Source organism: Flavobacterium palustre (genome assembly GCF_014639535.1).
GTDB classification, from domain to species: domain Bacteria; phylum Bacteroidota; class Bacteroidia; order Flavobacteriales; family Flavobacteriaceae; genus Flavobacterium; species Flavobacterium palustre.
On sequence record NZ_BMGA01000008.1, the window covers coordinates 1 to 24,346 of the forward strand.

General features: G+C 35.7%; 30 protein-coding genes and 1 tRNA gene. 20 read left to right on the top strand and 11 right to left on the bottom strand.

Annotated elements, in window-relative coordinates; translation table 11 throughout:
• From IEV84_RS13475 to IEV84_RS13515, 9 genes are all read right to left on the bottom strand, one after another.
• The coding region (locus tag IEV84_RS13475; RefSeq protein ID WP_444542652.1) for a DUF8696 domain-containing protein at positions 1 to 1,541 on the bottom strand (1,541 nt) is incomplete at its 3' end.
• 415 nt (positions 1,542 to 1,956) lie between these two features.
• Positions 1,957 to 2,964 carry an FAD:protein FMN transferase gene (locus tag IEV84_RS13480; RefSeq protein WP_229732692.1) on the bottom strand — a complete coding sequence of 336 codons (1,008 nt, stop codon included), beginning with the start codon at positions 2,962 to 2,964 and terminating at the stop codon, positions 1,957 to 1,959.
• Positions 2,965 to 2,993: 29 nt separating this feature from the next.
• Complete coding sequence (locus IEV84_RS13485; protein WP_188494805.1) at positions 2,994 to 5,168, bottom strand: PepSY domain-containing protein; 2,175 nt, start codon at positions 5,166 to 5,168, stop codon at positions 2,994 to 2,996.
• Between the two features lie 11 nt (positions 5,169 to 5,179).
• The gene (locus IEV84_RS13490; RefSeq protein ID WP_188494806.1) at positions 5,180 to 5,662 is read right to left on the bottom strand and encodes a DUF2271 domain-containing protein; all 483 of its coding nucleotides are present in this window, start codon (positions 5,660 to 5,662) and stop codon (positions 5,180 to 5,182) included.
• Positions 5,663 to 5,666: 4 nt separating this feature from the next.
• Positions 5,667 to 7,178 (bottom strand): ankyrin repeat domain-containing protein, encoded by a 1,512-nt coding sequence (locus tag IEV84_RS13495; RefSeq protein WP_188494807.1) that lies wholly within the window; start codon positions 7,176 to 7,178, stop codon positions 5,667 to 5,669.
• Positions 7,179 to 7,625: 447 nt separating this feature from the next.
• On the bottom strand, positions 7,626 to 8,036 hold the full coding sequence (locus IEV84_RS13500) for a VOC family protein (RefSeq protein WP_188494808.1): 411 nt from the start codon (positions 8,034 to 8,036) through the stop codon (positions 7,626 to 7,628).
• Between the two features lie 79 nt (positions 8,037 to 8,115).
• Positions 8,116 to 8,745: a hypothetical protein gene (locus IEV84_RS13505; protein WP_188494809.1), complete on the bottom strand. Its 630-nt coding sequence runs from the start codon at positions 8,743 to 8,745 to the stop codon at positions 8,116 to 8,118.
• 153 nt (positions 8,746 to 8,898) lie between these two features.
• On the bottom strand, positions 8,899 to 9,336 hold the full coding sequence (locus IEV84_RS13510; protein WP_188494811.1) for a hypothetical protein: 438 nt from the start codon (positions 9,334 to 9,336) through the stop codon (positions 8,899 to 8,901).
• 974 nt (positions 9,337 to 10,310) lie between these two features.
• Positions 10,311 to 11,033 (bottom strand): S24 family peptidase, encoded by a 723-nt coding sequence (locus tag IEV84_RS13515; RefSeq protein WP_188494812.1) that lies wholly within the window; start codon positions 11,031 to 11,033, stop codon positions 10,311 to 10,313.
• A 63-nt stretch (positions 11,034 to 11,096) separates the two neighbouring features.
• Between IEV84_RS13515 and IEV84_RS13520 the strand changes: the two genes are divergently transcribed.
• The 20 genes from IEV84_RS13520 (at position 11,097) to IEV84_RS13615 (ending at position 23,283) form a co-directional block, all read left to right on the top strand.
• Complete coding sequence (locus IEV84_RS13520; RefSeq protein ID WP_188494814.1) at positions 11,097 to 11,300, top strand: hypothetical protein; 204 nt, start codon at positions 11,097 to 11,099, stop codon at positions 11,298 to 11,300.
• A 19-nt stretch (positions 11,301 to 11,319) separates the two neighbouring features.
• Positions 11,320 to 13,266, top strand: coding sequence for a hypothetical protein (locus tag IEV84_RS13525; RefSeq protein WP_188494816.1), 1,947 nt, complete (start codon positions 11,320 to 11,322; stop codon positions 13,264 to 13,266).
• A gap of 42 nt (positions 13,267 to 13,308) precedes the next feature.
• Positions 13,309 to 14,175, top strand: a complete 867-nt coding sequence (locus IEV84_RS13530; protein ID WP_188494818.1) for an AAA family ATPase — start codon at positions 13,309 to 13,311, stop codon at positions 14,173 to 14,175.
• Positions 14,156 to 14,605 (top strand): helix-turn-helix domain-containing protein, encoded by a 450-nt coding sequence (locus tag IEV84_RS13535; protein ID WP_188494820.1) that lies wholly within the window; start codon positions 14,156 to 14,158, stop codon positions 14,603 to 14,605. The genes IEV84_RS13530 and IEV84_RS13535 overlap by 20 nt, the downstream gene beginning before the upstream one ends.
• Positions 14,589 to 15,227, top strand: coding sequence for a P-loop NTPase family protein (locus IEV84_RS13540; RefSeq protein WP_188494822.1), 639 nt, complete (start codon positions 14,589 to 14,591; stop codon positions 15,225 to 15,227). The genes IEV84_RS13535 and IEV84_RS13540 overlap by 17 nt, the downstream gene beginning before the upstream one ends.
• Before the next feature lie 11 nt (positions 15,228 to 15,238).
• Positions 15,239 to 15,649 (top strand): hypothetical protein, encoded by a 411-nt coding sequence (locus IEV84_RS13545; RefSeq protein ID WP_188494824.1) that lies wholly within the window; start codon positions 15,239 to 15,241, stop codon positions 15,647 to 15,649.
• On the top strand, positions 15,649 to 15,834 hold the full coding sequence (locus IEV84_RS13550; protein ID WP_188494826.1) for a hypothetical protein: 186 nt from the start codon (positions 15,649 to 15,651) through the stop codon (positions 15,832 to 15,834). The genes IEV84_RS13545 and IEV84_RS13550 overlap by 1 nt, the downstream gene beginning before the upstream one ends.
• Before the next feature lie 301 nt (positions 15,835 to 16,135).
• A complete protein-coding gene (locus IEV84_RS13555) occupies positions 16,136 to 16,840 on the top strand; it encodes a DUF3164 family protein (RefSeq protein ID WP_188494828.1) in 705 nt (234 codons plus the stop codon).
• A gap of 113 nt (positions 16,841 to 16,953) precedes the next feature.
• Positions 16,954 to 17,163: a hypothetical protein gene (locus IEV84_RS13560; RefSeq protein ID WP_188494830.1), complete on the top strand. Its 210-nt coding sequence runs from the start codon at positions 16,954 to 16,956 to the stop codon at positions 17,161 to 17,163.
• Positions 17,164 to 17,181: 18 nt separating this feature from the next.
• Positions 17,182 to 17,270, top strand: a tRNA-Leu gene (locus tag IEV84_RS13565).
• 20 nt (positions 17,271 to 17,290) lie between these two features.
• Complete coding sequence (locus IEV84_RS13570; RefSeq protein WP_188494832.1) at positions 17,291 to 17,551, top strand: hypothetical protein; 261 nt, start codon at positions 17,291 to 17,293, stop codon at positions 17,549 to 17,551.
• A 1-nt stretch (position 17,552) separates the two neighbouring features.
• Positions 17,553 to 17,897: a hypothetical protein gene (locus tag IEV84_RS13575; protein ID WP_188494834.1), complete on the top strand. Its 345-nt coding sequence runs from the start codon at positions 17,553 to 17,555 to the stop codon at positions 17,895 to 17,897.
• Complete coding sequence (locus tag IEV84_RS13580; RefSeq protein ID WP_188494836.1) at positions 17,898 to 18,143, top strand: hypothetical protein; 246 nt, start codon at positions 17,898 to 17,900, stop codon at positions 18,141 to 18,143.
• Between the two features lie 131 nt (positions 18,144 to 18,274).
• Positions 18,275 to 18,607, top strand: coding sequence for a hypothetical protein (locus IEV84_RS13585; RefSeq protein ID WP_188494838.1), 333 nt, complete (start codon positions 18,275 to 18,277; stop codon positions 18,605 to 18,607).
• Entirely contained in the window at positions 18,607 to 19,044 is a 438-nt protein-coding gene (locus IEV84_RS13590) for an LvrA C-terminal domain-related protein (protein ID WP_188494840.1), read from the top strand. The genes IEV84_RS13585 and IEV84_RS13590 overlap by 1 nt, the downstream gene beginning before the upstream one ends.
• A 101-nt stretch (positions 19,045 to 19,145) precedes the next feature.
• Positions 19,146 to 20,681, top strand: a complete 1,536-nt coding sequence (locus IEV84_RS13595) for a hypothetical protein (RefSeq protein WP_188494842.1) — start codon at positions 19,146 to 19,148, stop codon at positions 20,679 to 20,681.
• 6 nt (positions 20,682 to 20,687) lie between these two features.
• The gene (locus IEV84_RS13600; protein WP_188494844.1) at positions 20,688 to 21,584 is read left to right on the top strand and encodes a DNA adenine methylase; all 897 of its coding nucleotides are present in this window, start codon (positions 20,688 to 20,690) and stop codon (positions 21,582 to 21,584) included.
• A gap of 10 nt (positions 21,585 to 21,594) precedes the next feature.
• A complete protein-coding gene (locus IEV84_RS13605) occupies positions 21,595 to 22,434 on the top strand; it encodes a hypothetical protein (protein ID WP_188494846.1) in 840 nt (279 codons plus the stop codon).
• A 21-nt stretch (positions 22,435 to 22,455) separates the two neighbouring features.
• Complete coding sequence (locus IEV84_RS13610) at positions 22,456 to 22,959, top strand: hypothetical protein (RefSeq protein WP_188494848.1); 504 nt, start codon at positions 22,456 to 22,458, stop codon at positions 22,957 to 22,959.
• A gap of 96 nt (positions 22,960 to 23,055) precedes the next feature.
• Complete coding sequence (locus tag IEV84_RS13615) at positions 23,056 to 23,283, top strand: hypothetical protein (RefSeq protein ID WP_188494850.1); 228 nt, start codon at positions 23,056 to 23,058, stop codon at positions 23,281 to 23,283.
• Here IEV84_RS13615 and IEV84_RS13620 read toward each other — a convergent pair.
• A complete protein-coding gene (locus IEV84_RS13620; protein ID WP_188494852.1) occupies positions 23,267 to 23,785 on the bottom strand; it encodes a hypothetical protein in 519 nt (172 codons plus the stop codon). The two genes, IEV84_RS13615 and IEV84_RS13620, sit on opposite strands and share 17 nt — an antisense overlap.
• Positions 23,772 to 24,281 carry a phage virion morphogenesis family protein gene (locus tag IEV84_RS13625; RefSeq protein WP_188494854.1) on the bottom strand — a complete coding sequence of 170 codons (510 nt, stop codon included), beginning with the start codon at positions 24,279 to 24,281 and terminating at the stop codon, positions 23,772 to 23,774. Before IEV84_RS13625 ends, IEV84_RS13620 begins: the two co-directional genes overlap by 14 nt.
• Between the last annotated feature and the right edge of the window lie 65 nt (positions 24,282 to 24,346).

The window sequence follows — 24,346 nt, forward strand, 5'->3', positions numbered from 1 at the left end:
TCATTGATGCGGTATGTTCTGATAATAGTTCCGTCATTAACTAAAGGATTCGCAGTCTGACTAACGAAAGTTACTGTAGGAGTTGTGCAGTTGTCAGCTTCATCGTTAACGACTAAAACATTTGGGACAGGAACAGCGCTAAGACATTGAACAGTTATAGCTGTTGGATTTGATGCTGTTGGAGGCGTAGTGTCATCAATAATTATATTCTGAGTTACATCAGTAGTATTTCCGTTGCCATCATTGATGCGGTATGTTCTGATAATAGTTCCATCATTAACTAAAGGATTCGCAGTCTGACTAACGAAAGTTACTGTAGGAGTTGTGCAGTTGTCAGCTTCATCGTTAACGACTAAAACATTTGGGACAGGAACAGCACTAAGACATTGAACAGTTATAGCTGTTGGGTTTGATGCTGTTGGAGGAGTTGTATCTCCAACTGTAATAGTTACTGGAGTTGTGTAAGGCGAATAGCAGGCAACTCCATTCAATGTAGATACGGTTCTTCTTTGGTAGCTTGTTGTAGTTGTTAATACAGGAGGGGAATATGTTGCTGCTGTTGCTCCTCCAATGGTTTGATAACTTCCGCTGGCATTGGTTTGCCATTCGTAAGTAATAGTTCCGTCACCGGTTCCATCTGTTGTTGAAGTGAGCGAATTAGGGGCTGTTCCGCTACAGATAGTTTGTGATGTAGCTATTGTTCCTGCTGTAACGACAGATTGTATGGTAACAGTTTTTGTTTCGGTATTTGAGAAAGAAGTTCCATCTGTAACAATGAATGAAATGCTGTAAAGTCCTGACAGAGTAGGAGTAAAAGAAGTTGAAGTTGAGGTGTTGTTTGCGATGGTAACATCGGTATTAGTTGGGTCTTTTACCGTCCAAAGATAGGTTACCGTACCGTTTGGAGTTCCTGTATATCCTCCTGTTAGTGTTATGTTTGTCCCATTACATAGGGTTGAAGAAAAATCAGCCGGATTTGTAATGTTCGCATTTAATGTTCCTGATCCGGCTACAATTTCTCCAAATGTTAGTATATTACTATTGCCAGATCCATTACAAACAGCAATAAGTTTGTTATCGATATATATTTCGGTATTATTGGAACACGCACCTGTGATAGCTCCGCCAGCATCGATTTTGATAACCGCGTTGTTAGGGAGATACAATTGTGTTTTTTGGTTGCTAAAATTTAAAACACCGCTAGCACTTAAGTATAAAAGAGGTGTTTTTAAATCGACTTGTTTTGGATTTGAACCGGCTAATAAATTTAAAGTCCCGTTAACAGTTAAATCTCCTATTGTAGTTGTAACGAGATTTGTGGAAACCGTAATGGTGTTGCCGGCAGTTATGGTAACAGCATAGTTTCCACTGATTTGACCGGGATAAGAAGTTGCGTTCGTCCAACCACCAGAATAAACTTCCCATGAAGAGACCGTTTCCCAGTCTCCAGTAGCTTTTGATCTAAAATCACCATCTGCCTGGCTGTAAGTGGAAAGGAAACTAAAAATTATAAATAATAAGTATAAGTATTTTTGTTTCATGATTAAGAGGCTTTAAATTCAGAAAACAGTATTAAATTATTCTATCAAGCTTTGATTAGGGTAGGTTTTTTTGGCTTGAATCTATTTTTTGGTTGAGATTAATAATTTCTCTTTTTAGGAAAATAGTGAATGTTTTTTTGAGTAAAATTCTCAATAAACAGCTAGGGTCAATTTTTTGGATGCTTACTATTTCAAGTAATGATGTAAAATTAAATATTAAACCCCGGCAATAATAGTTTAATCGATGACAGGCCTGATATCTCGATAAAGTACATGTAATTTAAAGTCTGTTTTTTTTGAAAGTATTATTTTACGTAGTTTTATTGTAAAATAAGATTTTTAATACTTTAATTGAAGGGGGCTTTTTCTGTAAAAAAATAATTGAATAATCTGTTTTCGAAGAAAGATTGAAAGATTATTTATGTTTTTTTAGTTGTTTTTTGGGAAAGTTTTTTGATTTAATCATTTTCCCTGAATCAGTGATTAAAAGGAAACTGTAATCAGGAAATTGATTGAGTAGTTTTACGGCTTCTTTTTTACCTAAAACCATAGCCGATGTGCTAAAACCGTTTGCCATTTCGGCATTTGGACCTAAAACCGTTACACTGCATAAGCCTGTAGCCGGATAGCCCGTAGCCGGATTGATAATATGAGAATAGCGTTTGCCATTGAAAACCACAAATTTTTCATAAGAACCTGAGGTCGTTATTGCGGTATTTTTCAACGATAGTATTGCTGAAATGTCTTTGGGATGAAACGGATTAGTAATTCCAATATTCCAGGGTTTTCCGTTAGGTTGTGTACCCCAGACACTCATATCGCCAGTAGCATTTACAATTCCCGATTTGATGCCTTTGGCAAGCATCATTTCCTGACATTTGTTAGTAGCATAACCTTCGCCAAGAGCGCCAAATCCAATTTTCATTCCTTTTAATTTCAGAAATATTGTTGAGTTTGTACTGTCTAAAATAATGTTTTTATAACCTACTTTTTCGACTGATTTTTTTATTGCTTCGGGAGTGGGCATTTCGGTCATGGAACCGTCAAATTTCCAGATTCGATCCATCGCCGCAAAGCTAATATCAAAAGCACCATGGGTAATTTCAGAAAAATGTAAAGCTCTTTTAGTTAATTCAAAAACTTCTTTATCGACTTTTACCGGACGAATTCCCGCATTCTGATTGACTTCGGAAACTTGTGAAGTAGGTTTCCAATCGGAGATTAAATTTTCTATTCGGCTGATTTCGGCAATTATGCTATCAATATTTTGTTCGGCTGAAAGAGAATCCTGAGCTACAATACTAATGTCAAAACGACCGCCCATAAGCATTGTGGTTCTTTTTCGTAAAACTTGCGAATGACAAGAAAAACCAAAAAGCAAAAAAGTAAAAAAGCTTACAGTTAATAAGGATTTGGTTTTCATTTGCAAATGATAAGTTCTTAAAAAAGATATTAATAACAATCGGTCAGGATTTGTCCTTTGGATTTGTATTCGGCAAGTGTAGTGTTGTTTTTAGCAAGACAAATAGTATTCAATACTTTTTCGACATCAAACTGCATCGCCAGTGCGCCGCAAATCATAATTATGCCGTTTTCTTTTAATAAATTGGCAAAGAAATCAGCATCCATTTGAATCAAATCCATTACGTAATGGTGGTTTTCTTCGCGGGAATAAGCAATTTCAAAGCGTTTTAATTGTTGTTTTTGCATCATTTCAGAAGCAAATTTTTCATAGAGTGCCGTGATTTCGGTTTTTTGGCGAAAGCCGGAATACAAATGGATTTCGGTTTTTTTCTTGTTTTGCGCCAGCATTCCCAGAAAAGGAGCAATTCCGGTTCCATTGGAAATCAGAGCGACTCTGCTTACTTTTTTAGGAAAATGAAAAGCATGATTGTTGATGATTCGGGCTTTAATGGTTTTGCCTGCTTCTAAATTGTTCAAAAACTCCGAACCCAAACCCGAAGGATGCAATTTGACTGCCAGTTGAATGTTACCATTATTATTTGCAATAGAATACAAACGCTCCCTGTTGTCATTGGCAGGATAAATCGCCAGGAGATCACCCGATGTGAATTTGCTTCGGATACCTGCTCTTAAAGTCAGTAAAAAGGTTTGTTCGTTTGCTGAAACGCTTGTTTTTTCTAAAACCATTAATTGCTCTAATCCCTTAGGAATATGATTGTATAAAGAGGGAGTAGTGGTCAGCGGAATCTCCGTTTTGGTACCCCATAATTTTACCCAATTGACAAATTCTTCGGCAGATTTATCGTTTACGGTTTGTAATTCTAAAAAGCGATTGGCCCAGTTTTTAGTTTGCAGTAAGGAATCAATTTCTTTGGCATATCCGCAAAAATCAGGATAAGATTGAGAACCAAAACCAATTACTGAATAATTGATTTGCTGTTCCTGATTGTTTTTTTCTAAAAGTGATACAAATTTACCGGCATTAGAAGGTGCGTCACCCAGACCATAAGTAGAAGTGAAAATCAGTAAATGTTCAGCTTTGGGATAAGTGGTATAATTATTTAATTGAGCAAGATGTGCTTTTTTGCCCTGATCGTTGAGTTGTTTTAGGATGGCATTAGCAAATCGGAGCGAACTTCCGTTTTCTGAACCTACTAATAAAATGTATTGGCTTTCTTCGGCTTTGAATTTGTTTTTAATGCGGCTGGCTCTTCTTTTAAGTGTCATAGCAAAACCGGAATAGATAAAAAACAGGATGTTTAATGAAGCTAATCCGAGAATAAATGCCCAAATGCTATTGGCTCTTCCGGTGTGCAGGTCTAGACTTAAATCAGCTAATAAGACTGAGGCAGGAAAAAGTTCTTCCGAAATAATTTCGTTAGAATATTGATTCACTTCAATCTTGCGGTCTTTTAATTCAAAAATATAATAATCCTCAGGATCATCAGAAAAAGGAAATTCGATTTTAGTAATCTCGGATAAAGGAGTATTTTTTAAATCGAAAGTTTTTTTAGTACTGGTTGTTTCCCGATTTTCAGTTGGATTTTTGTTTTCAAAAAGATGAAAACGTTCCATAGACAAGTAAGTTCCTGAAAGGGCAATTATCAAAATTGGAATTAATGCCAAACGACCTAATAAAACATGGTAATATTGAGCGAAATATTCTTTGATAATTTTAGAAAAGAAGTTACGCAAACCTCTTTGTCTGTTGATTACCAAAGCAAAACCTGAAACAGCAATTAATACTAAAAGAAAAGAATTAATTCCTATAAAAATACGTCCTGTTTCATGCAGAAACAAAGAGCGATGCAGTGCGGTTATCCAATTAATAAAATCACTTTTCTTAGTTGGCGTGCCAATAATTTTTCCTGTAGCAGGATTAATATATCCATTGACGTCATTTCCATCATTATCAATCGCCTGTAAAGTTACAAACTGATTGTGGTCGATACTCAATTCGGTTATTTCAGGATAGCTTTTACGAAGCGTTGTTAGGCTTTTAGCCAATGTGATGTCTTCGAAATTTTCCACCTTGTGGGCGGGTATTTTCTGTTGTATGGCATCAACAGCGAGTATAGTTCCTGTTACGGATGCCAGAATTAAAAATACAGCAGAAAATACCGCCAAAGTGAGGTGTGAGTAACGCCAAAAAGAAAGAGTCATTTAGCTATACTTTAAATTTTGCTTAATCGTACGTAACGGATGTATCCTTTTCCTTCTGATTTTGCTGCAATTCCGGCAGTTGTAAGCGGAATTTCTACATCAGCAACATGGTATTTTTGATTTTCTACAGCTGATTCAAAACGCAATTTATACCCTTTGTTAATTTTAGCATCATCAATTTCAATTGTTGTCATGCTGCGATCTCCGCCAGTAACTGATGCTCCTGTAATAGCACTAATATTGGCTGGTTTTTTAGAATTGAATTTATGCCATTCTTTCAGGCTGTTGTACCATTTTTTGTCGTCTCCCATTACGTAAAGTGTTTTTTCGTAATCGCCTTTCGGATTAATTAATGAGACTACTATATAAGCACCTTCGCCCATGTAGTTTGACATTTGAAGCATACATTTGTATTTGCTGCTTTGTGCAGTAGCTTGAAAAGAAATAAGGAAAATAAATGCGCCTGCTAAGGCAGTTTTAAAAATTGAGTTCATTTTGTTATTTTAAAATTTCAATTGCGATGTTGTTTTTAGACAGGGTTTCGTTTTCTTTGGCTAAGTCATAAGCACTTTCGTCAAAGTCAGTTTTAATATCTTTTTTTGCACCAATTGACAATAAGTATTTTATAATTATATCATTATTGGCAATCATAACAGCTTTGTGCAATGCAGTCAAACCGTCCTGATTTTTGGCATTAATATCAATGTTGATGTTTGCTAATTTTTGAAGCAAAGTTAAATCGTTTTTTAGTACTGCAAAATGATACAAAGTATTTCCGTCTTTTTGAGCCTGTGCTAAGTTGACTCCGTTATTCTGTAATAATTTTGTTTTTGCTGTAAAAGGATCTTCTGTTACAGCATTAGATGATTCAGGGCTACGTCCCATAAATTGCGGGCGATAAGACTGAATTAAATAATAGCCAAGATTATTACCGTTTTTGTCTAAAACAGCGGTATTGGCTTTTGCATTTAATAAAAGTTCAACAGCCTTAGGACTTCCTGATTGTATTGCTATAGATAAAGCCGATTCTCCTTTTGCATTTTGAATATTGATGTCTTTTATTTTTGGAAGTAGTAATTCTAAATTTTGAGTGTCTCTTCCGGCAGCAGCATTCATCAAGGCAGTGTTTCCTTCATTATCAGCTTTATTAATGTCAACTCCTTTGTTCAAGAAATAATTGATAATCTCAGTTTGATTCGATTTGCGCACTAAATAGTGTAGTACATTTTCACCATCTTTGGCAACTGTGTTAGGATTTAGTTTTAAATCATCAACTAAATATTTAAAAACTTCAATTGTATTTGACTCACGACGAGAGCCTTGTGCTGCATTGATAAGCGCGTTATTAGTGTATTTTACACCTTTTTGTAAAAGTGTTTTCAGAAGTTCGATATTTCCTGTTCGTGCAGCATAATCAAAGGCTGTATTTCCATTGTTATCAGTATCTTTTAATGATAAACCTTTCGAAATAAAATAATTGCTTAAGCTCAGGTCTTTGTCATTTGGTATCGCCAAAAGCAAAAGAGTTGCTCCGTCTTTGTATTTTTTCTTAGCATCTAGTCCCGCTTTGAAAAAAGCATCATAAACAGCGGTGTTTTTTTGACCGGCATTAATGGCAAATGTTATTGGTGTGGTTCCGTGACTGTCTTCAAAATTAATATCCGAACCTTTGGCAATTAAGTAGTTTACAATTTCCAAATTTCCTTTGCTGGCAGCCCAGTGCAGGTAAATACGATTGTCATGCGTAGCTTTGTTAACAGTGTTTCCTGGTTGTTCCAATAAGAATTTAATAGTTTCATTTGGAGCTTCGTTGTTGATGGCATAAACCACAGCGTCAAAAGCCATGGAGTTGCTTTCGGAAGGATTGTTTCCTTTAGCGATTACTGTTTTTAGCGTGGTAACATCAGGTGATGATTTCCAAAAAGAAGGTTCTAACAGTGCATTTTTTTGTTGTGCAGCAGCCATAAAAGTAGCAGCCAAAGCAAACGAGACTAATAAATTTTTCTTCATTATTTTTGATATTTGACAATTTAGATATGTTTTTTCCTTTTAGGTTTAATTTATTTATTCTATTTAGAATAAATAAAAATAAGGCAAATGTAAAAATAAAAAAAGGATTAACAATTGTAAATAATAGGTTTTTTAGCCCTGCTAAATGTTAAAAAATGTTCCCAATTGATTTTGAGTCGTTCAGGAATATTTTTAGTATGGATTTATGCTTTAAAATGGCTTTGTAGTTATGAACGCCAGTGAGGGGCTAACTTATGTTATTTGCTCATTGTTGCGGGTAAAAAATGCATCCCGAAATTTCGGGACTGCGCTAACGTTTCTGGATATCTGAGGGTCGGATATAATAAAAAAATCCGACTGATTTTTTCACCAATCGGATTTTTAATAATTTATGCTTTGAGAAGTTGTATTTAGAAAGAAAAGCAAATAATTGTAAAGTTCATTTAATTATTGTTCTGTAGGGAATTTTGAAATATCCATATAAAAAATTTCCCATGTGTGTCCGTCAAAATCTTCAATGGTTCGCTGTTGCATAAAACCGTAATCTCTCATTTCATTAGGTTCTGTTCCACCTGCTTTTAATCCGTTTGTTAGGATGTGGTTTACTTCGCCAACACTGTCAACCGATAATGAAAAAAGTCCTGCTACGGCTGATTTGGTATCTGCAATGGGTTTTGTGGTAAAGCTTGCAAACTTTTCGTGGGATAAAAGCATTACAAAGATATTTTTACTCCAAACCATACACTTTCCGGCATCGTCCGAAAATTGAGGATTATTTGTAAAACCCAATGAAGTATAAAAATCCATTGACTTTTGAACGTCTTTTACGGCTAAATTGATAAAAACTTGTTTTGCCATTTTTTTTAGTATTTAGTGGTTAAGTAGAAAAAGATTTTATGTTTGTTGATGTTTATTAACGGCTGTTACCAGTAGTTGATTATGCACTAATCTTTAAATTATGGAATGAACTTTTTATATATTCCCAAAACATTCCACCTGCTTCTTGAGGAACAACAAAAGTCATTATTAAACTTGCGATTGTTCCAATAAACATCGATTTCCAATCAAATTTATTTAACTCGTCAATTTTAATAGATAGAGAATCTAATTTACTCTCAATTATTTCTAATTTGTCTGGTGATAAATTTAAAAGTTTAATTTTTACTTTTAAGTCTTTTATACTTTGTTTAGTTTGTCTTTTTTCTATATCTGTAAAATTGGTGTTCAATTCTTCATATTCAGCATTTAGAAAATTGGTATTTTCGAATGATTCCCAGCCAGTAGGAGAATTTAATTCAGCATAAAGTTTTTTTGCCCATTCTAAAAAATGTTGCAATAAAGTATTCCAATTAACCTCTGAAGAAATCACATTTTTATTATCAACAGAACAATATTCCATTAAATAAACGCTTGGTTTTTTCTTAACAATAGCAAATGAAAAATAATCATATTTGAATTTAATTTTAAATACTTCATATTCTCCAGTTGTTTCAAAATCAAAAATATTTAATTTAAATTTTAAAAAAACATCTGATAATTGCTTCTTTTCTACGTTCGTTATTCTCATTTTTTTGTTCAATTACTGGTAACGTTCTGGCACTACAGCGGGTTTGGGATTAAATTAAGCCCTATTTTCGGATTTGCCAAATCATACCAAATACAAAACAATCTTTTCATTAAGCCAAATGCCCAAATCCGTTGTAGTGGCTGTTAGCTGTAGTTATTTTTCTTCCATTTTTTTAATCAGCTCTTCTGTTTCTTCCGATATTTTCTGTTCTCCTCCGAAACGAACTGATTTGTAATCTCCTTTCCGTTCGTCATATTTCATTTCGATTCGAGTAACGTTACATTTCCCCACTTTTTTAAACAATTTTCGGATTGTTCCAATTTGAATTTCAAAAAGCGAATCATTTTTATTACTATCCGAGTTGAAAAGCACTCCTGATAATTCTTTATCTGCATTATCGTAAATTTCAATAATCTCATCTTCTGTTAAACTATCATCGTCCATTCTTGCTTCGATATCTTTATCCACAACTGATACTATTGGAGAAAATATATAACTATGTACAAACTGATTAATGAAAAACCTTAATTCGCGTTTTTCTATTGTTGGGTTTTCTAAATCATAGTTTTCGTCGAATCGATGATTATTCATTAGGGTTATTTGTTTTCCATTACTTGGGTAAACTTTGCACTCTAATCTCAAAGAGCTAAAATCGCTAGTCAGTTTATTTGCTTCTAAAAGTTTTCGGATTATATAAAATCCAAACATAATTTCTTTCTCAAATTTCGCATATTTTGAATCATTCCATTCTTTTTTATATTTGATTCTTTTTTTTAAACTTTTAGAAATCTTTATTAATTCCTTTCTCCAATAATAGCTTTCGTGAATCATTTATACGATTGGGTTTTAATTACAGCTAACTTGTGTATAGGGGAAACAAACTTTCGTATATACACCCAAAATCGGGTAGATTTGCGAAGGTTTGTTTTGTATTATTTATTTTCAAATATATTTAATTATTCTTACAAAATATTCTGTTTGAGAAATAAAATTTTACTTTTTGTAGTGTTTGCATGAGGGATGGCAGCGGAGCTCTCCTATAGGGGGTATAACAAAAAGTATATAACATAGTAATATAAAAAAGGCCGAAAAAGTCAATAAAATCAATGGTTTACACTAAAAAGGTCGAAAAAGCAACTAAAAACGAAATGTATATTTACTATCATTTAACTACCATTAAAAGAACCTTTTTAAACGTTTTAAATACTCTTATTACCACTAAGACCTATAAAACCCTTAAAAACTACCGTTAGAGCCTTAAAAATAACGTTTTTCTATAATATACCAACCGTTTAAAACACTATTTAAACGGTTTTTTTATGCTCGTTAATGAGTGATTCAGCTATTTAGTAAAACAATTGTATTTTTTGTTTTGGGGTTACAGTTGGGGTTACAGTTGGGGTTACTAAAAAGGTAAAAAAAAGATGTTTGTCAAGATAGATAATGACTAAAATTAACGAGTAAAACATATATAAACATATTATCAAAGGGGGGATAATACAATAAAAAAAGCGGTGAAAAACCGCTTTAAGTAAATTTAATATGTTTGTAATCAGTGTTTTGTGTTAATTATGAAGTCTAATCGATGCCCTAACAAGTCCTATTGCAGCAATTTGGCTTAATTTGACATCTTTAGGAGCATGGTGCTGATTATGACTTACGAGTTTCACATATTCCTCACCTAATTCGCTCTGGTGAACAAATTTAATTGTCTTCATAGTACTGGATTCGTCTAGTTTGACAGCAACTATGTACATTTCACCAAAAAATATTGAGGCACGTTCTACAGCAATACGTTTGTAAGCTATCATGTCACCGGATTTTAAAAGTGGATACATACTATCACCTGAGGCATAGATAGCACCGTCACAACTAGGCATACTTGGAATAGTGATATAGTCTATAACCTTTTCCTCATCTACTCCGTTGCCTTCAACTAAAGGTACCAATCCCATAGTGGCTTCAAGATTGAATAGAGGAACTCGCTGAATATCATAAATAGGATCTTTTGTTTTTCGATTGCTGTCAACAGGTTCAGCAATAGCATTATTGTTGCTATAATACTTCAACATTTCTCCATTTCCAGTTAATAGCCATTCAATACTTAGTTCTGGATATTTAGTATAAATTTCGACTAATGCGTTTGAGTTTAGGCTTCCTTCTTTAGCTTTTCCCTTAAAACTCCCATAAGTCATACCAATGTTTTCTAAAAAATTTTCAATTCCAATAGATTGATTTTTAGCAAAATATAACAATCTTTCTTTAATGTTGGTATATTTTTCTTCCATACTTTTGTTGTTTGGTATAAATTTATACTATATTTGCTCCAATAAAAGGAACAAATCGAACCAATGAACAAATCTAATAAAAAAAATAGTCAAAAATGGAATACAACAGCATTAAAAGCGCTGGCCAAAAAGTACGATTTCTCTCTACGATATATAAAACAATGTATTACAGGAGATAGGACACCAATTTTTGCAGATCGTATCAAATCGGAGTATGCAACCCTAAAGAAAGAACTAGAAAATCTTTTGGGGAATGACAATTTATGACTAATAAACAAACCTACCTATGTTTGAATACCAACAAAATACATTATGTGTTGCTAGTACTTGGCTTTGCTCTACAGGTATAATGTCTGAAGGGAACTATAAAAAGCTTTGCTCCATAGGCAAAATCAAAAAACTCACCATTGGGGGCAACGGCCGCAAAGCCTTGGTAGCTTATGAGTCCATTCCTGACCGTTTCAAGAAAATCATTCGTGAAAAGGTGGGAGATCCTTACGCAAGTGTCAAAAACATTGTTTTCGGGGATTATATGGAGTGGGATTACGATGCTGAGCATTATTTCAGAGACTACATTTTAGACAATGGTTCACACCTGCCAGAGGAAAAGCAAAACGAGTACACCCATCAGGCTATTATGTTCAATACCGTTAAGCACATTGCAGTAAATGTGGTGATCCAAAAGCGTTTTGGTGGTAAAAAGCTCATGTGGGACAGAATGCTCGAAGCCATCCAAAACCTACCTGAAACATGGCAACACACCCGTTACAAAAACGTGCTGTCGTTCAAAAGAGCCTTAAAACGATACGAAGACGAAGGCTACATTTCGATAGTGTCGGGTAAATGGCTAAATGCGAATGCCTCGGTAATTGTGGGCGATGTGTCCGACTTCCTTTTGGCTCAATATTGCCTCCCGATCAAGTACACCACGCCTGAGCTGCTTAAAGTGTATGAAAGTGTGCGAGAATCCAAAGGTTGGAAATCCTTAAGCGAAAGAGCTGTAAACGCCTGGCTGGAGAAAACCGAGCAAAAACGTATTTGGATGCTTGCCCGTGACGGTCGTGAGGAATATATGAAAGCGTTTGGTCACACTGTAACGCGTAAACGTACTGAGTGGTTCCCAAATGCCTGGTGGGCGATTGATGGTACCAAACTGGATTTAGTTCATTTCGCAAACAACAAACAAAAGATGGCCGCCGAACTAAAAATCAACGTTGTTTTTGATGTGTACAGCGAAAAAATCATTGGTTGGGATATTGCCTACTCTGAAAACCACGCATCGCACTTTAGAGCTATTAAAATGGCCGTAAATGAGTCAGGTTGTCGTCCGTTCCTGTTTACTTATGATAAGCAATCCGGTCATACTTCCAATAAGATGCAGGATTTATACGATAGGTTACCGGCTAAGGGAGGAACACACTACAGCCATAAAGTAGGTAGAAAATCAAGTCCGGCTGAGCAAATATTCAACCGCTTACAACAACAGGTAATTTCTAAAATGTGGTTTTCGGATAAGCAAAGCATCAAGGTAAGAACTGCTAAGAACCGCCCGAATACTGATTTTATAGTAGAGTATAAAAATGCATTGCCAACGGTTGACGAATTCAACAAAATTTTTACGGCTTTAGTGAATAAATGGAACACCGGCAAGCAAGACGATTGGGAGTTTACAAGGACTCAAATGTACAACCAGGAAACTGAACGAAGAGAAGAAATTGACATCATGGATCAATTGTCAATGTTTTGGATTGACGAAACCAAGGCTAAGAAGTACTATGCTCACGGTATGCCACTCACGGTGGAAGGTAAGGACTATATCTATGAGGTTTATGACGAAACGAATAACGTGGATTTAGAATTCAGACGTAAGTATGTTGGAGAAAGCCTGATTGTGAGATATGATCCTGAACGACTGGACGACTTTGTAGGTTTGTATGAACTCACGCCTTCAGGAGAAAAACGATTTGTGGCCTATGCACAATCTAAACGAATGCATGAGTCAATTCCTGTTTTGATGAAAGATAATTCAAAAGCTTTATTACTTCAGGATGTTTCTGTTCGTGATGCCGAATTGAAACGCGATCAGGAAGCTTACGAAAGATTAATCCAACGAACCGGAATCACCCGAGAAAGCCTGATAGAAGAACAGGAACTCATGGTTAAGTTTCAGGGGCATTTACCCAAAGAGGAGCAAATGGAAACCGACCGAACCTCTTTTTATTCCAAATTTTAAAACCATTTAAAAACTGTTTAAACCCTTATTAAATCTATAAAAATGACACAACAACAAAAAATAAAAATTGTAGAAGATTTAGAAATGTTAATCCTTCAAAAAGGCTCTCAAAACAAAGTAGCTGCCGAAATGAAAAGCGTATCAGCCGCTACTCTTTCGCAAATGCGAAACCATAATTGGGAAAACATTGCAGATGAAATGTGGCGTAAAGTAGGCTCTTATTTGGGTACCAATGACAAAGAGTGGGTGTACTGTTCGGATACACGTAACGCTGAAGAGTTAAGAAGAATTTATGATGAGGCACAAAAATTTAAAGAGGTGTATGGAATCGTAGGTCCTTCGGGTCATGGAAAAACAGCGTCAGCCAAAGTATATGAAGAAAATAACCGAAATGTGATTAATATTTTTTGCACCAATTACATGGATGAACGCGGTTTTTTGAGTGAAGTATTGGCAAAAATGGGTAAAGATTCGGCAGGAATGACAGTAACTAAATTAATGTCAAAGATAGTTTTAGAGGTAAAGTCACGAGAAAACATCCTGTTCATTTTTAATGAATTTGACAAACTAAACGATAAAGTAATATATCTATTTATTTCCTTATTCAATGAGTTAGAAGATGACTGCGGAATGGTGATTTCGGCAACTCATTTTTTAGAGCGTAAGATTGCTAAAGGTGTTGTGTTGGATAAAATGGGGTACCGAGAAGTATTATCCAGAGTAGGCGGGAAATTCTTTGAATTAGAGCCAAACAATTACGCTGATACATTGAAAATATGTTCAACAAATGGAGTAACCAACGAGGAAGTAATAAGAACTATATACAGAGATTCAAAAGGAGACGGACGTCGTATAAAAAGATTAGTAAACAGTCACAAGCGAGCAAACAATGAAAGAAATGCAGTTTAGATACCACCCGATAGTTGAAGGGCTAAAGATTAATGAGGACGGCTCTGAAATCTATTTAAACGGCTTGTTGTTACAACAACATGAGAGTGATAAAACCAGAAGAAATCCTACCCTCAAAGTCAATTTTGGAAATCGGGCACACTCTGTTATTCGATTGGTCTGTGAAGCTTGGAACTGTTTACCCGAAAACACCTCACAACGAGCCAGTAAAATCAATGAGTTGTCAAACAATCATTATTCAAATCTGGAATGGAAGGAAGGAGCTTCGAATGGAGTGGGCAATTTTAAGCAAAAAATAAATACTACTGATGTAGATGAAATACTGCAAATGATTGAATCGGGGAAATCGCTTAAAAGTATCGCTAAAATTTACGGAGTTCATACATCAACTATAAGCCGATTAAGAGATAAATATGTCGAAAAAGATTAATAGAGCCTATTCAGTACAAAACGTTCTTTCAAAAAAATTCAATCCTTTAGAGTTCAGCGGCGAATGGGAATCTACTTTAGGACAGCCCGATAAAGCATTTTCGGCTATCATTTGGGGCGGTTCTGGTGAGGGTAAGACTGAGGCAGCTATCAAGCTGGCAAAGTACCTGACCAATTTTGGAAAAGTTGCTTATAACTCTTTAGAGCAGGGACTTTCGGCAACCATTCAAAATGCCCTGGTGCGTAACCACATGGACACCGTAGATAACTCCTTTGTACTGTTAGACCGTGAGCCATTTGACGACCTATTTAAGCGAATGAGTAAGCCTAAATCGCCGGACTTCCTTTTTATCGATTCGGTGCAATACACCCGAATCAATAAAAATCAATATTACCAATTAAAGGAACTGATGTTGAAAAAAGGGAAGGGCTTAATCTGGATTTCGCAGGCCAAAGGCAAAGAACCCAAAGGAGCCTTAGCCGATGACATACGCTATGACGTGGATTTGAAATTAAGAGTAGAAGGATTCAAATTGTTTCCTGACGGACGGTTAAACGGTGGTGGTGAGCCATTCGTTATTTGGGCGCAGAAAGCCGCTAAATATTGGAAAGAAATAGCATAAACAACAACATCATGAGAACAACAGCAACAAAACAAGAATCAGCAGTCGATTATTTATATGAGCAACTGCAAGCCAGCCAAACCAAAGAAGATTTTTTACTAAGCCTTTGGATTTATTGGGTGGAGAGTGTGACTATATCACACCGTGAATTTTCACAAGTATTAGCAAACGCCCCGGTTAACAAATGGTTTTTGTCATTTGTAGCTAAAGAGGAAAAAGAATTCCAACTACTTGCCAAAAGCTATTCCGAATTAGCCGGACAAGGAAAAGAAATTGACAAACTGTATGTTAAATGTGTGAGTAAAGTTATGTCCTATTTCCCGCAATCGCTCATAGAAGCCGCGAAGCGCAGAACTGAAAAACCTAGGATATGTAAATTTTCCGGTATCAAAATCGAGTTTTCAACCCTAAATCAAAACTAATGACACCACAACAACGCATCAACAAAATTGCCACACTCGAACAATGGTTAATCGACAACCCCAACCACCCCGACCGGGTACGAATCGAAACCGACCTCAGAAAGCTGCGGGACGAATGGGAAAGCCAACCCATTGAACGAGACACACTCGATTTACGCGAACATCAATTTTATCCACGCCCATGAATATAGAACAAATAAGCCAACGACTCCAAGACCTCCACACCGTACTGTGGTACTGCTCCGATATGCAAAAAGAAGGTAGGATTTATGTTTTTCGGGTTGGGGAACGAATCCTCATCAATCAGGAGCGAGCGGCACTATTCAGTCAGTTATCCCGCTACTACGGCGAAAACCGCCCCGAGGACGTAAGAACCTACGAATTACCGACGCACATTGAGGCAAAAGTAAAATTCACTTTAGAACGAATAGAAACCACCCGTTGGGGAACATTTCAGGAAATTAAATAACAACTAGTAAAATCATTATGAATACAGAAACACTTATCCCAGAGGAATTAAAAAAATTCACACCAGCACAACTAAAAGCAGCTGCAAAAGCTCAGGAAGACAAAAAAGAAGAAGACAGAGCCGCTTATAAAGATTTATCAGCAGAGGCAGCCGCTAAAGCGATTTTTAAACTATCCATCGCCTCTGAAGTTTTATCGAACGCCAAAACCGAAGTATTCCAATACTTTGAAAACATTTTAAAAATGAAAGCCGATTTGTACGGCGTTAAGGCCAAACAACAAAGCCACACCTTTAGTTTTGACGGCGGCGAAATCACCATAGGTTACCGTATCAATGACGGCTGGGACGACACCGTAAATGAAGGAATTGCCAAAGTAAACAACTTTATCGCCTCGTTGTCTAAAGATACCGAAACCGCTGCTTTAGTAAACGTTGTTTTCTCTCTTTTAAAAAAAGATGCTAAAGGTAATTTAAAAGGCTCACGAGTTTTAGAACTCCAAAAATTAACCAAAGAGTTCGACAATGAAGAATTTACCGATGGTGTCGAGATCATTGCAGCAGCTTACAAGCCACGTCGTTCGGTTTGGTTTATCGATGCTGCACTAATTGCTGAGGACGGCACTAAAACACCTATACCGCTAGCCATTTCGTCGGTTGATTTTTCTCAGGGCTACAAGTTTGAGTTTTATAATGAACAACTGCCCGAAGATGCAACCGCCTAGCACCACCACAGTACTACTGGCAATATTGCTGGTAGTACTGAATAAAAAGCAATTATTTGAGTACTTCCAATGGCTCAAATTCAAGATAACAACCCAATACCAACAGCGACAAAATGAGTTTAGAAATAGAAATAAAACCAATAACAGACCACGAGCGGTACTCAGTCGACGGCTTACTAGTTTATAAGGACAAATTTGGAAACTGGTCTTGTATGGTTGATTTATCACCCACCCAAATGAGCGCCTTTAAAAACTACGAGAAAACAGTAATCAACAACCCAAGATTCAAAAAACACACAAAAGCAACCTATAAATCAAAATAACAAACCCTGAAAACGGTTTCCTGAGTAGCTTAGATAGTAGAGCGTTTGATAAGAGACAAACATGTAGATTCTTTCATTCGGCGCAGGTTCGAATCCCGCCTCAGGAGCTAACTAAAAAAAAATAAGAATGAACGATTTAAAGTATGTGATTTTTAAGCCCAATTCACTTGAGGAGAGAGCGGTAATATTTAACGGAATGATTACTCATAAAACGATTTCCGATGCAATTATTAAAAATGAGGCTTTTGCAATTGTTTCTGCGGGTTTTTTATCAATGGATAATGTAATTAGCTGTTACGGAGATTCGGAATCACTTAAAATGAAGTCAAGGGGCAAAATAGACGAATTAGTAATAAGTAAAACACTATTAAGGCTAAATTATTTTTAAAATGACAGCAACTAAATCCAAACCCTACATCTATGAAGGCGGCGGGAGCGCCATAGAAGATTACAACAAACCGAAAACCCACAACCCACAACCCACAACGGCTAAGAACTGGGCAGCCTTTGATAAAAGCAATCGCCAACACATGGGCGTGATGGGACAGCTCCGAACGCTCCAATGGACGGTTCCACATCCACGCCACGGCGAAGTGGCCGACCTCGCCCGATTGTCCGACTTTTTAAAGAGTGATAAATCACCGGTTAAAAAGCCTTTAAAGGACATGGAACCTAAAGAGCTTTCTAAGATTATAGAATGTTTAAAATCAATGGTAGTTAAAAAATATAAGTAAATGGAATCACTAAAAATCATTATCACCGCAGCTGTATCTAGCATTTGTTTTTTGACCTTTTGTGCCGGTTTATTCCCGCCCGACCCACCAAAGAGGAAAAAGAAAAAGAAAGTAAAACGCAAACCCGAAAAACCCTTAGAAGCCTACTGTTTTGAGTGCGAAATAGAAATGCCGGTAAAAGAAAAAAACGGAAAATTGTTTTGCACCAACTGCGGGTTAATTCACTGGCAAAATGGAGGGGTTTAGCATCACCGAAGTATGTCCCCACGACATAGCCGAAACCCGAGTAATAAGCGCTGCCTGTGGCTGCGAAACAACCGTAGAAGTTTGCACCGAATGCGACGAACAACTAACAGAACCTAAAACAGAATGTTAAGATGAAAATAGACCTGAAATTAACACATGAGGCCATTACTATAATAGCCTCAACACTACAGCCAATTTACAAATCCAAAGCTCATACCAGACGCGAAAAATCTACGCTTTCAATTGCCTACGATGTAGCCGGAAAATTAGACAGTAAATTCGGATCAGTAAAGTTAAAAACTGACTTGTTTAACACTAAAAAGAAGGTGAAGGTATCGCTAAAATACCATGAGGCTGACATGCTCGAACTGTTATTACTCGGAGAAATAAAAGGAGTGTCTGATAATTACATCAGACAACAAATTCAAAAAGTAATAAACGAATTAAATCAAAAATTAGCCTGATGAACCGCACTTATACTGTAAAACTGGAAAACGGCGACATCTGGCAGTTTAAATACAATTTAAACGGCTTTTTAATCGCCTATAATATCCTTGAAGGAGAGATAAGCCAAAGGCACTCCGATTGGTTATTCGTTAAAGGTAAATTCCCATACCTCGAAGAGCATATTAAAGATTGGATTAAAAAACAAAAAACACTTACTATTGAGGTAGGTGAACCGGACATAAGTTTTGACGCACTTTGGAACTTGTACGGAAATAAGGTTTCGAAGTTTGACGCCCAAAAAAGCTTTAAAAAGCTCTCACAATCCGACCAGATAAAATGTTTCATGGCAGTTCCAGAATATAAAAAGTATGTCGCCCGTAAATGCATTGGAACCGCACACTTAGCCACATTCATAAACCGCCAGTATTACAATGACGACTGGCACAGGGCTTAATTTTTAATTAATTGAAAAAAAAAACAAAATAAGTAAAATAAATAGGAGTTATTTTACTTATTTTACAATTGATAAAACATTTTTCACTAATTTGAATAAATATGGCTAAAAGTAACCTTCAAAATATTAATATCGAGGATTTAAGCTTAGATACTCATAATCCCCGATTCGGAGAATTATATGTAGGAAATAATACCGAAGAGGATTTAATAAATTATTTATTATATAATGAGTCAGGTGTTGAAGTAGCAAAAAATATTGTTTCAGCGGGTGAATTTTATTTAGATAGACCACTATGGGTAATACAAAAAGGAGAAAAATATTTAGTTAAAGATGGGAATAGAAGATGTGCCGCTATCAAAGCTTTAGAAACTCCTGGGATTTATGAGCTAGACTTACCAAGAACAAGTTACAAACAATTACCGGCATTAGTATACAACGATGAAGAAAGCTTAAATAAAAGGATATTCTTGGAACATGCCAACAGCACATTTAGAAGTTGGGAAAGGATAGCAAAAGCTCTAGAAGTGTATAAGCTTTTCAAATCAGATGGAGCAAGTTTACAAAACTTGAGCGAAATTGATAGCCAGCCGGGACAGTTAATAAAATTAGCCAGTTTTTACAAAAGCGCAGTAGAATTTGGAGAAAATAATTTAAGACGATTATTAACAAGAGGAAGAGGTAAAACAGGAGGAAGGACGATTATTTTTGAAAGGCTATTTAAATATTCTCAAAAGTGCGGGTATAAATTTAAAAACAGTCCTAGTTTTGAAATTGTAGTTGAAGATATTGAAACATTTAAAAAATATATTGTTGCTCTTGTTAAACTTTTAGAATCAGATGCAGAATATCAAATTAAAACGGATGTAATCGACTCAGAAAAAGAAAGCTTTATGAAAAGGTTAAAACCTTTTGGATTTGATTATTTTTATGTGCCGATTGAAAAAAATACGCCACCGACTTCTACACCTTCTGATACGTCAAACGGAAATTCAACTGGAATAAATACAGGAAATCAAAATAATGGAGTGGAAAACACAGAGATGAACAATCCATCTAGTGCCGATAATACTGTGCAGGCATCTTCCTCAGATAATAATACAAATGGAAATAGTCCCGCTGCAAAACCGGCAGGGACACCACGTCCAAGCTTTAAAACAAGACCGAGGTTAAGACGAAAGGGAATACCGGCTGGGATAAAGAATAGAATAAATGAATGCTATGATTTAAATTCTACAAGTAATTGTATCGCAAAACTTGCCCTTGTAAGGATTACATATGAATGCACTCTGAAGTATATAGTTGAACACACAACATACGGAAGCAAAAGCAATAAGCTCTCAAATTCAAATCATTTTCAATCAGCATTTAAAAACAAGCAAGGGATAAAATTACCATCGACCAATTTTGACGAACTGGAAAAACAATTTATAAAGTTAATAAAGGATAATGGTATAAAAAGAACTTTTGAGACATTTAATTTAGACCATTTACAACAGATAATACATAACTATAATGTTGTTGGAATACCGCAAAACGCAACTAGTTATGCTGATCAACTTATTCCACTTTTAGAATTCATGCTTGCTGAAAATAAGGTTTTTTTAGATTCTATTGAATTATCAAATATATCTTAAGTATTTATGTTTTATTCACCATTACGCTATCCAGGAGGAAAAAATAAGCTGGCATCGTTTGTCGCTAAAATATGTGTTGATAATAAAATACACGGTCATTATGTAGAGCCCTATGCCGGTGGTGCGTCAGTTGCCATGTTTTTATTAATTGAGGGTTATGTAAAAAATGTTACTATCAATGATAAAGACAGGTCAGTTTATGCATTTTGGCACTCAGTTTTAAACGAAACTGATAAATTATGCGAACTAATTTCAAATGCAGAAATGACAATTGATAACTGGAGGAAACAAAAAGAAATTCAAAAAAACAAAGAAGATGTTGATTTATTAAGTTTAGGATTTTCAACATTGTATTTGAACAGAACGAATCGTTCGGGTATAATTAAAGCCGGTGTAATTGGAGGCCTAGAACAAAAAGGTAATTATAAAATGGATTGTCGTTTTAATAAAGAGGAAATTATAAGCAGAATTAAACTTATCGCTTCTTACTCTAATAATATTACACTTTGTAATTTGGATGCAATAGAATTAATAGATAATGTTGAGAGCTTGAATAACCCAAATACAATATTTTATTTTGATCCTCCTTACTATTTGAAAGCAGAATCATTATATATGAACCACTATAATGATTTAAACCATATTTTAGTTAGCGACCGAATTAAAAACATAGAAAATTCAACATGGATTGTTTCTTATGACGACCATGAATTTATTGAAAAACTCTATAAAGACTTCAATATGAAAAGGTATAGTTTTAATCACTCTGCATTTGAATCTAGAGAGGGAAAAGAATTATTGTTTTTTAGTGATAATTTAGTCATGCCACTTGAAGAAAATTTTATTCCTACAGGTTTTAAATTAAAAAAATCAAAAGGAAAAAAAGAGATTATTTATAAATAACCATTAGAGAATGAATTTTTTCGACTTTTTAAAAGACCTCAACGATACCGCTAAAGAGCGCTTAAAAACACCTATTACCGGGGCTTTCTTTTTTTCTTTTGTTATTTGGAACTGGCGACCACTGGTCGTATTGTTGTTTTCAGGTGCGCAAATTGAAGACAGAATTGTTATTGTTAATAATGAATATTGTAGTTTTTGGGCAATTTTCTGGCCATTAGTTTTAGCATTTTTTTATACGCTTGTAGTTCCTAAAATAATGGTAGCAATTAACAATGACCTAGCACCGACTAAAGAAAAAAGAGTTGAGGATATTTATAAAACAAAAAAACATCAAACTTCTTTAAAAATAGAGTTGGCTAAACAAGAGTTTGAATTAAAAAATATAGAAACTGGTAACAAACAAATTGAAGATTTACAACAAGAAATTCAAAAGTTAAGGAGTGGTAAAGATGAATTAATTGTGAATCATAAAGATGAGATAGGCTTTTTGCAAGCTGAATTAAATCAAATGATAAAGAATTATCAAACATCGTCTGATAATTCATCACGGCTAAATAATGATTTGAGAGTTTTTAACGAAGATTTAAATAGTGAATTACAGGAATTAAAAAAGGAACTGAGCATAGATGACAGAGTTATTGTCGCTTTAGCTAAACTAACACCTCAAGAAACTTCTATTTTAAGAGCATTAGCAGTTAATGGATTTGATGATATACACTCAAATAATTGGTTAAGTTTGATGCCTAAGTTTAATGATTTACGACTTATAGATTTTGATGATGAAAATTCTTATCGTATTTCAAATTTTGGCAGAGAAGTCGTTGATAGAGTAGGGAACATTTCTCTATAAATAATTTAAAAAGAATAAACAATGAAAAAACTATTACTATCATTAGCGCTTTTAATCGGTTTGATAACAAACGCACAAGATGCTGAGTATCTCAATACAATTAAGAATCTCTCTAGCGCTGAGGCCGCCATTCAAATGACAAACGATTTAATAAAAGACGCCAGCGAACCGCTGCGCCTGTATAAATCAAAAGAATTCCCGGAGTATTCTATTTTTGTAGTACAGTATGTTCCGGCGGCGCTCACCGATGAAGAGATCGAAAAGAACAAAGAAAAGCTAACGGATCAGTTTGTAATCTTTCAGTTTAAATATTGGAATGAGGGAGAGGATAAAAACCTGAAAATTACCGGAACAAAAAAATATGCTTTCTCCGATGTTAGAGGTTTTTATTTGAACTTATTCCCTTTTTGGAAAAAGCATATTGACGCCTCAGCCGATAAAGAGGAACTTTCTAAGAAAGGTTACGCGCACAAATCGCCTTACTATTTTTCAGGCTCCAACGGCAACTGGAAACTTAAAGGATAAACAATAATTTCCAAATCAATAATCCTAATACCACGTGAAAAAGCCCAGCTAAAAACTGGGCTTTTTTTATGTTGAAAAGTTTTATATTTTTGTTTCATGGCCGTTAAACCAAATACCATTCGTTTGCACCAGGATATCAAAAAGGAATTTGATAAAATGAGCAATGTACGCGAATTTGGCGTGCAAAAATACTCCACAGACTACATTTTAAACTTCGTAGCCGCTAAGTACTACCGAGCAGCAAAAACAGTGGAAAACATCGTTTTTAACCGCGTTTCTTACCCTACCCAAAATCAAACGGAATTATTTACTGATTTACAATAAAACCGTTGTTGCCCTGTGGCTCGATTTGCATATCTGCAAATGAATCTTCTTCCCATTCTTTTACGGCGCTGTAGTCCATTAATTCACATCTGTACGTGATATTATATAAATTTCCCGCTCCGCCAGTATCTACCGGAGAAAACGAAATCCGGCGCATATTGCTGTAAGCCGTTCCGCTACTGCCGTGCAATAGCTTGTTTATTTCGTCCATAATATCCAAAAACGCCAAAGCTTCCTCCTGATTGTAAGCCCCGTTAAAAGTGTCCAAAAAGGTTTCGTAAAACAAAAACACATCCACCTGTAACTCTACTTTTTGGAGTTTTACGCCCGCATCGTCCATTCGGTTCGACCGAAAAGCCAAAAAGACAGCCGGAGCAGGGAACGGATGCTCTCCTTCTAAATTATAAATTTGGGAGTTCCATAAGTCCACCCACTCAATAGCCGGTATCTTGTCAGACAACAGCCCGGCCAGTTCCGTATAAAGTTCTTTAAAGTTTTGCATTTCCTTGCTGTTTAAAACGTATTGAAATTTGATTTAAAAGCCATTTATCCAGCCCGTCCATCATTTGTTTACTCTCGCCTATAAATTGGCGTTTTGGGAACTTAGTATCAATCTTTCGGCTGTGTGCCTGTACCTGTTCCCGCTTGCCGTTTCGGGTTCTGTGATGCGCGCGTACATATTGCACCAGGCGCATACGCTCACCGTTGTTATGCAAACCGGCGTAAGGCACATGAGTTCCAAACTCCATACGGTTGTCAGTCTCCGCCAACACGCCTAAACTTTTACGTAAAAAAGTAGTATCGACTAAGATAGCGCCACCCGGTCGCCTGTCCGGCTCCTTTCTTTTTTCCCAGGGTTCAAAACTGGCATCCGTGAAGCCCTGATTTTGAAAGCTGTCGTCAAACCATTGCAAACAATACACTTTTGCATAACGGCGCACATCGGTCTGCAAGCTCTCCGCAATAGCTAAAAAATCAGGTATTTGTATTTTACTCATAATTATTTGTATATTTGCATTGTAGTTAAGCACGCGGGTTATTCCAAGTGCGTCCACTATAGAAA

What these genes read in the sequence shown, in the direction of transcription:
- IEV84_RS13530 (WP_188494818.1), top strand. Translation starts at nt 13,309, where the DNA reads ATGACACAACAACAAAAAATAAAAATTGTAGAAGATTTAGAAATGTTA.
- IEV84_RS13480 (WP_229732692.1), bottom strand. Translation starts at nt 2,964, where the DNA reads ATGAAAACCAAATCCTTATTAACTGTAAGCTTTTTTACTTTTTTGCTT.
- IEV84_RS13510 (WP_188494811.1), bottom strand. Translation starts at nt 9,336, where the DNA reads ATGAATAATCATCGATTCGACGAAAACTATGATTTAGAAAACCCAACA.
- IEV84_RS13560 (WP_188494830.1), top strand. Translation starts at nt 16,954, where the DNA reads ATGAGTTTAGAAATAGAAATAAAACCAATAACAGACCACGAGCGGTAC.
- IEV84_RS13545 (WP_188494824.1), top strand. Translation starts at nt 15,239, where the DNA reads ATGAGAACAACAGCAACAAAACAAGAATCAGCAGTCGATTATTTATAT.
- IEV84_RS13570 (WP_188494832.1), top strand. Translation starts at nt 17,291, where the DNA reads ATGAACGATTTAAAGTATGTGATTTTTAAGCCCAATTCACTTGAGGAG.
- IEV84_RS13605 (WP_188494846.1), top strand. Translation starts at nt 21,595, where the DNA reads ATGAATTTTTTCGACTTTTTAAAAGACCTCAACGATACCGCTAAAGAG.
- IEV84_RS13610 (WP_188494848.1), top strand. Translation starts at nt 22,456, where the DNA reads ATGAAAAAACTATTACTATCATTAGCGCTTTTAATCGGTTTGATAACA.
- IEV84_RS13625 (WP_188494854.1), bottom strand. Translation starts at nt 24,281, where the DNA reads ATGAGTAAAATACAAATACCTGATTTTTTAGCTATTGCGGAGAGCTTG.
- IEV84_RS13580 (WP_188494836.1), top strand. Translation starts at nt 17,898, where the DNA reads ATGGAATCACTAAAAATCATTATCACCGCAGCTGTATCTAGCATTTGT.
- IEV84_RS13585 (WP_188494838.1), top strand. Translation starts at nt 18,275, where the DNA reads ATGAAAATAGACCTGAAATTAACACATGAGGCCATTACTATAATAGCC.
- IEV84_RS13555 (WP_188494828.1), top strand. Translation starts at nt 16,136, where the DNA reads ATGAATACAGAAACACTTATCCCAGAGGAATTAAAAAAATTCACACCA.
- IEV84_RS13485 (WP_188494805.1), bottom strand. Translation starts at nt 5,168, where the DNA reads ATGACTCTTTCTTTTTGGCGTTACTCACACCTCACTTTGGCGGTATTT.
- IEV84_RS13520 (WP_188494814.1), top strand. Translation starts at nt 11,097, where the DNA reads ATGAACAAATCTAATAAAAAAAATAGTCAAAAATGGAATACAACAGCA.
- IEV84_RS13620 (WP_188494852.1), bottom strand. Translation starts at nt 23,785, where the DNA reads ATGCAAAACTTTAAAGAACTTTATACGGAACTGGCCGGGCTGTTGTCT.
- IEV84_RS13550 (WP_188494826.1), top strand. Translation starts at nt 15,649, where the DNA reads ATGACACCACAACAACGCATCAACAAAATTGCCACACTCGAACAATGG.
- IEV84_RS13490 (WP_188494806.1), bottom strand. Translation starts at nt 5,662, where the DNA reads ATGAACTCAATTTTTAAAACTGCCTTAGCAGGCGCATTTATTTTCCTT.
- IEV84_RS13595 (WP_188494842.1), top strand. Translation starts at nt 19,146, where the DNA reads ATGGCTAAAAGTAACCTTCAAAATATTAATATCGAGGATTTAAGCTTA.
- IEV84_RS13615 (WP_188494850.1), top strand. Translation starts at nt 23,056, where the DNA reads ATGGCCGTTAAACCAAATACCATTCGTTTGCACCAGGATATCAAAAAG.
- IEV84_RS13525 (WP_188494816.1), top strand. Translation starts at nt 11,320, where the DNA reads ATGTTTGAATACCAACAAAATACATTATGTGTTGCTAGTACTTGGCTT.
- IEV84_RS13515 (WP_188494812.1), bottom strand. Translation starts at nt 11,033, where the DNA reads ATGGAAGAAAAATATACCAACATTAAAGAAAGATTGTTATATTTTGCT.
- IEV84_RS13575 (WP_188494834.1), top strand. Translation starts at nt 17,553, where the DNA reads ATGACAGCAACTAAATCCAAACCCTACATCTATGAAGGCGGCGGGAGC.
- IEV84_RS13590 (WP_188494840.1), top strand. Translation starts at nt 18,607, where the DNA reads ATGAACCGCACTTATACTGTAAAACTGGAAAACGGCGACATCTGGCAG.
- IEV84_RS13495 (WP_188494807.1), bottom strand. Translation starts at nt 7,178, where the DNA reads ATGAAGAAAAATTTATTAGTCTCGTTTGCTTTGGCTGCTACTTTTATG.
- IEV84_RS13500 (WP_188494808.1), bottom strand. Translation starts at nt 8,036, where the DNA reads ATGGCAAAACAAGTTTTTATCAATTTAGCCGTAAAAGACGTTCAAAAG.
- IEV84_RS13540 (WP_188494822.1), top strand. Translation starts at nt 14,589, where the DNA reads ATGTCGAAAAAGATTAATAGAGCCTATTCAGTACAAAACGTTCTTTCA.
- IEV84_RS13600 (WP_188494844.1), top strand. Translation starts at nt 20,688, where the DNA reads ATGTTTTATTCACCATTACGCTATCCAGGAGGAAAAAATAAGCTGGCA.
- IEV84_RS13535 (WP_188494820.1), top strand. Translation starts at nt 14,156, where the DNA reads ATGAAAGAAATGCAGTTTAGATACCACCCGATAGTTGAAGGGCTAAAG.
- IEV84_RS13505 (WP_188494809.1), bottom strand. Translation starts at nt 8,745, where the DNA reads ATGAGAATAACGAACGTAGAAAAGAAGCAATTATCAGATGTTTTTTTA.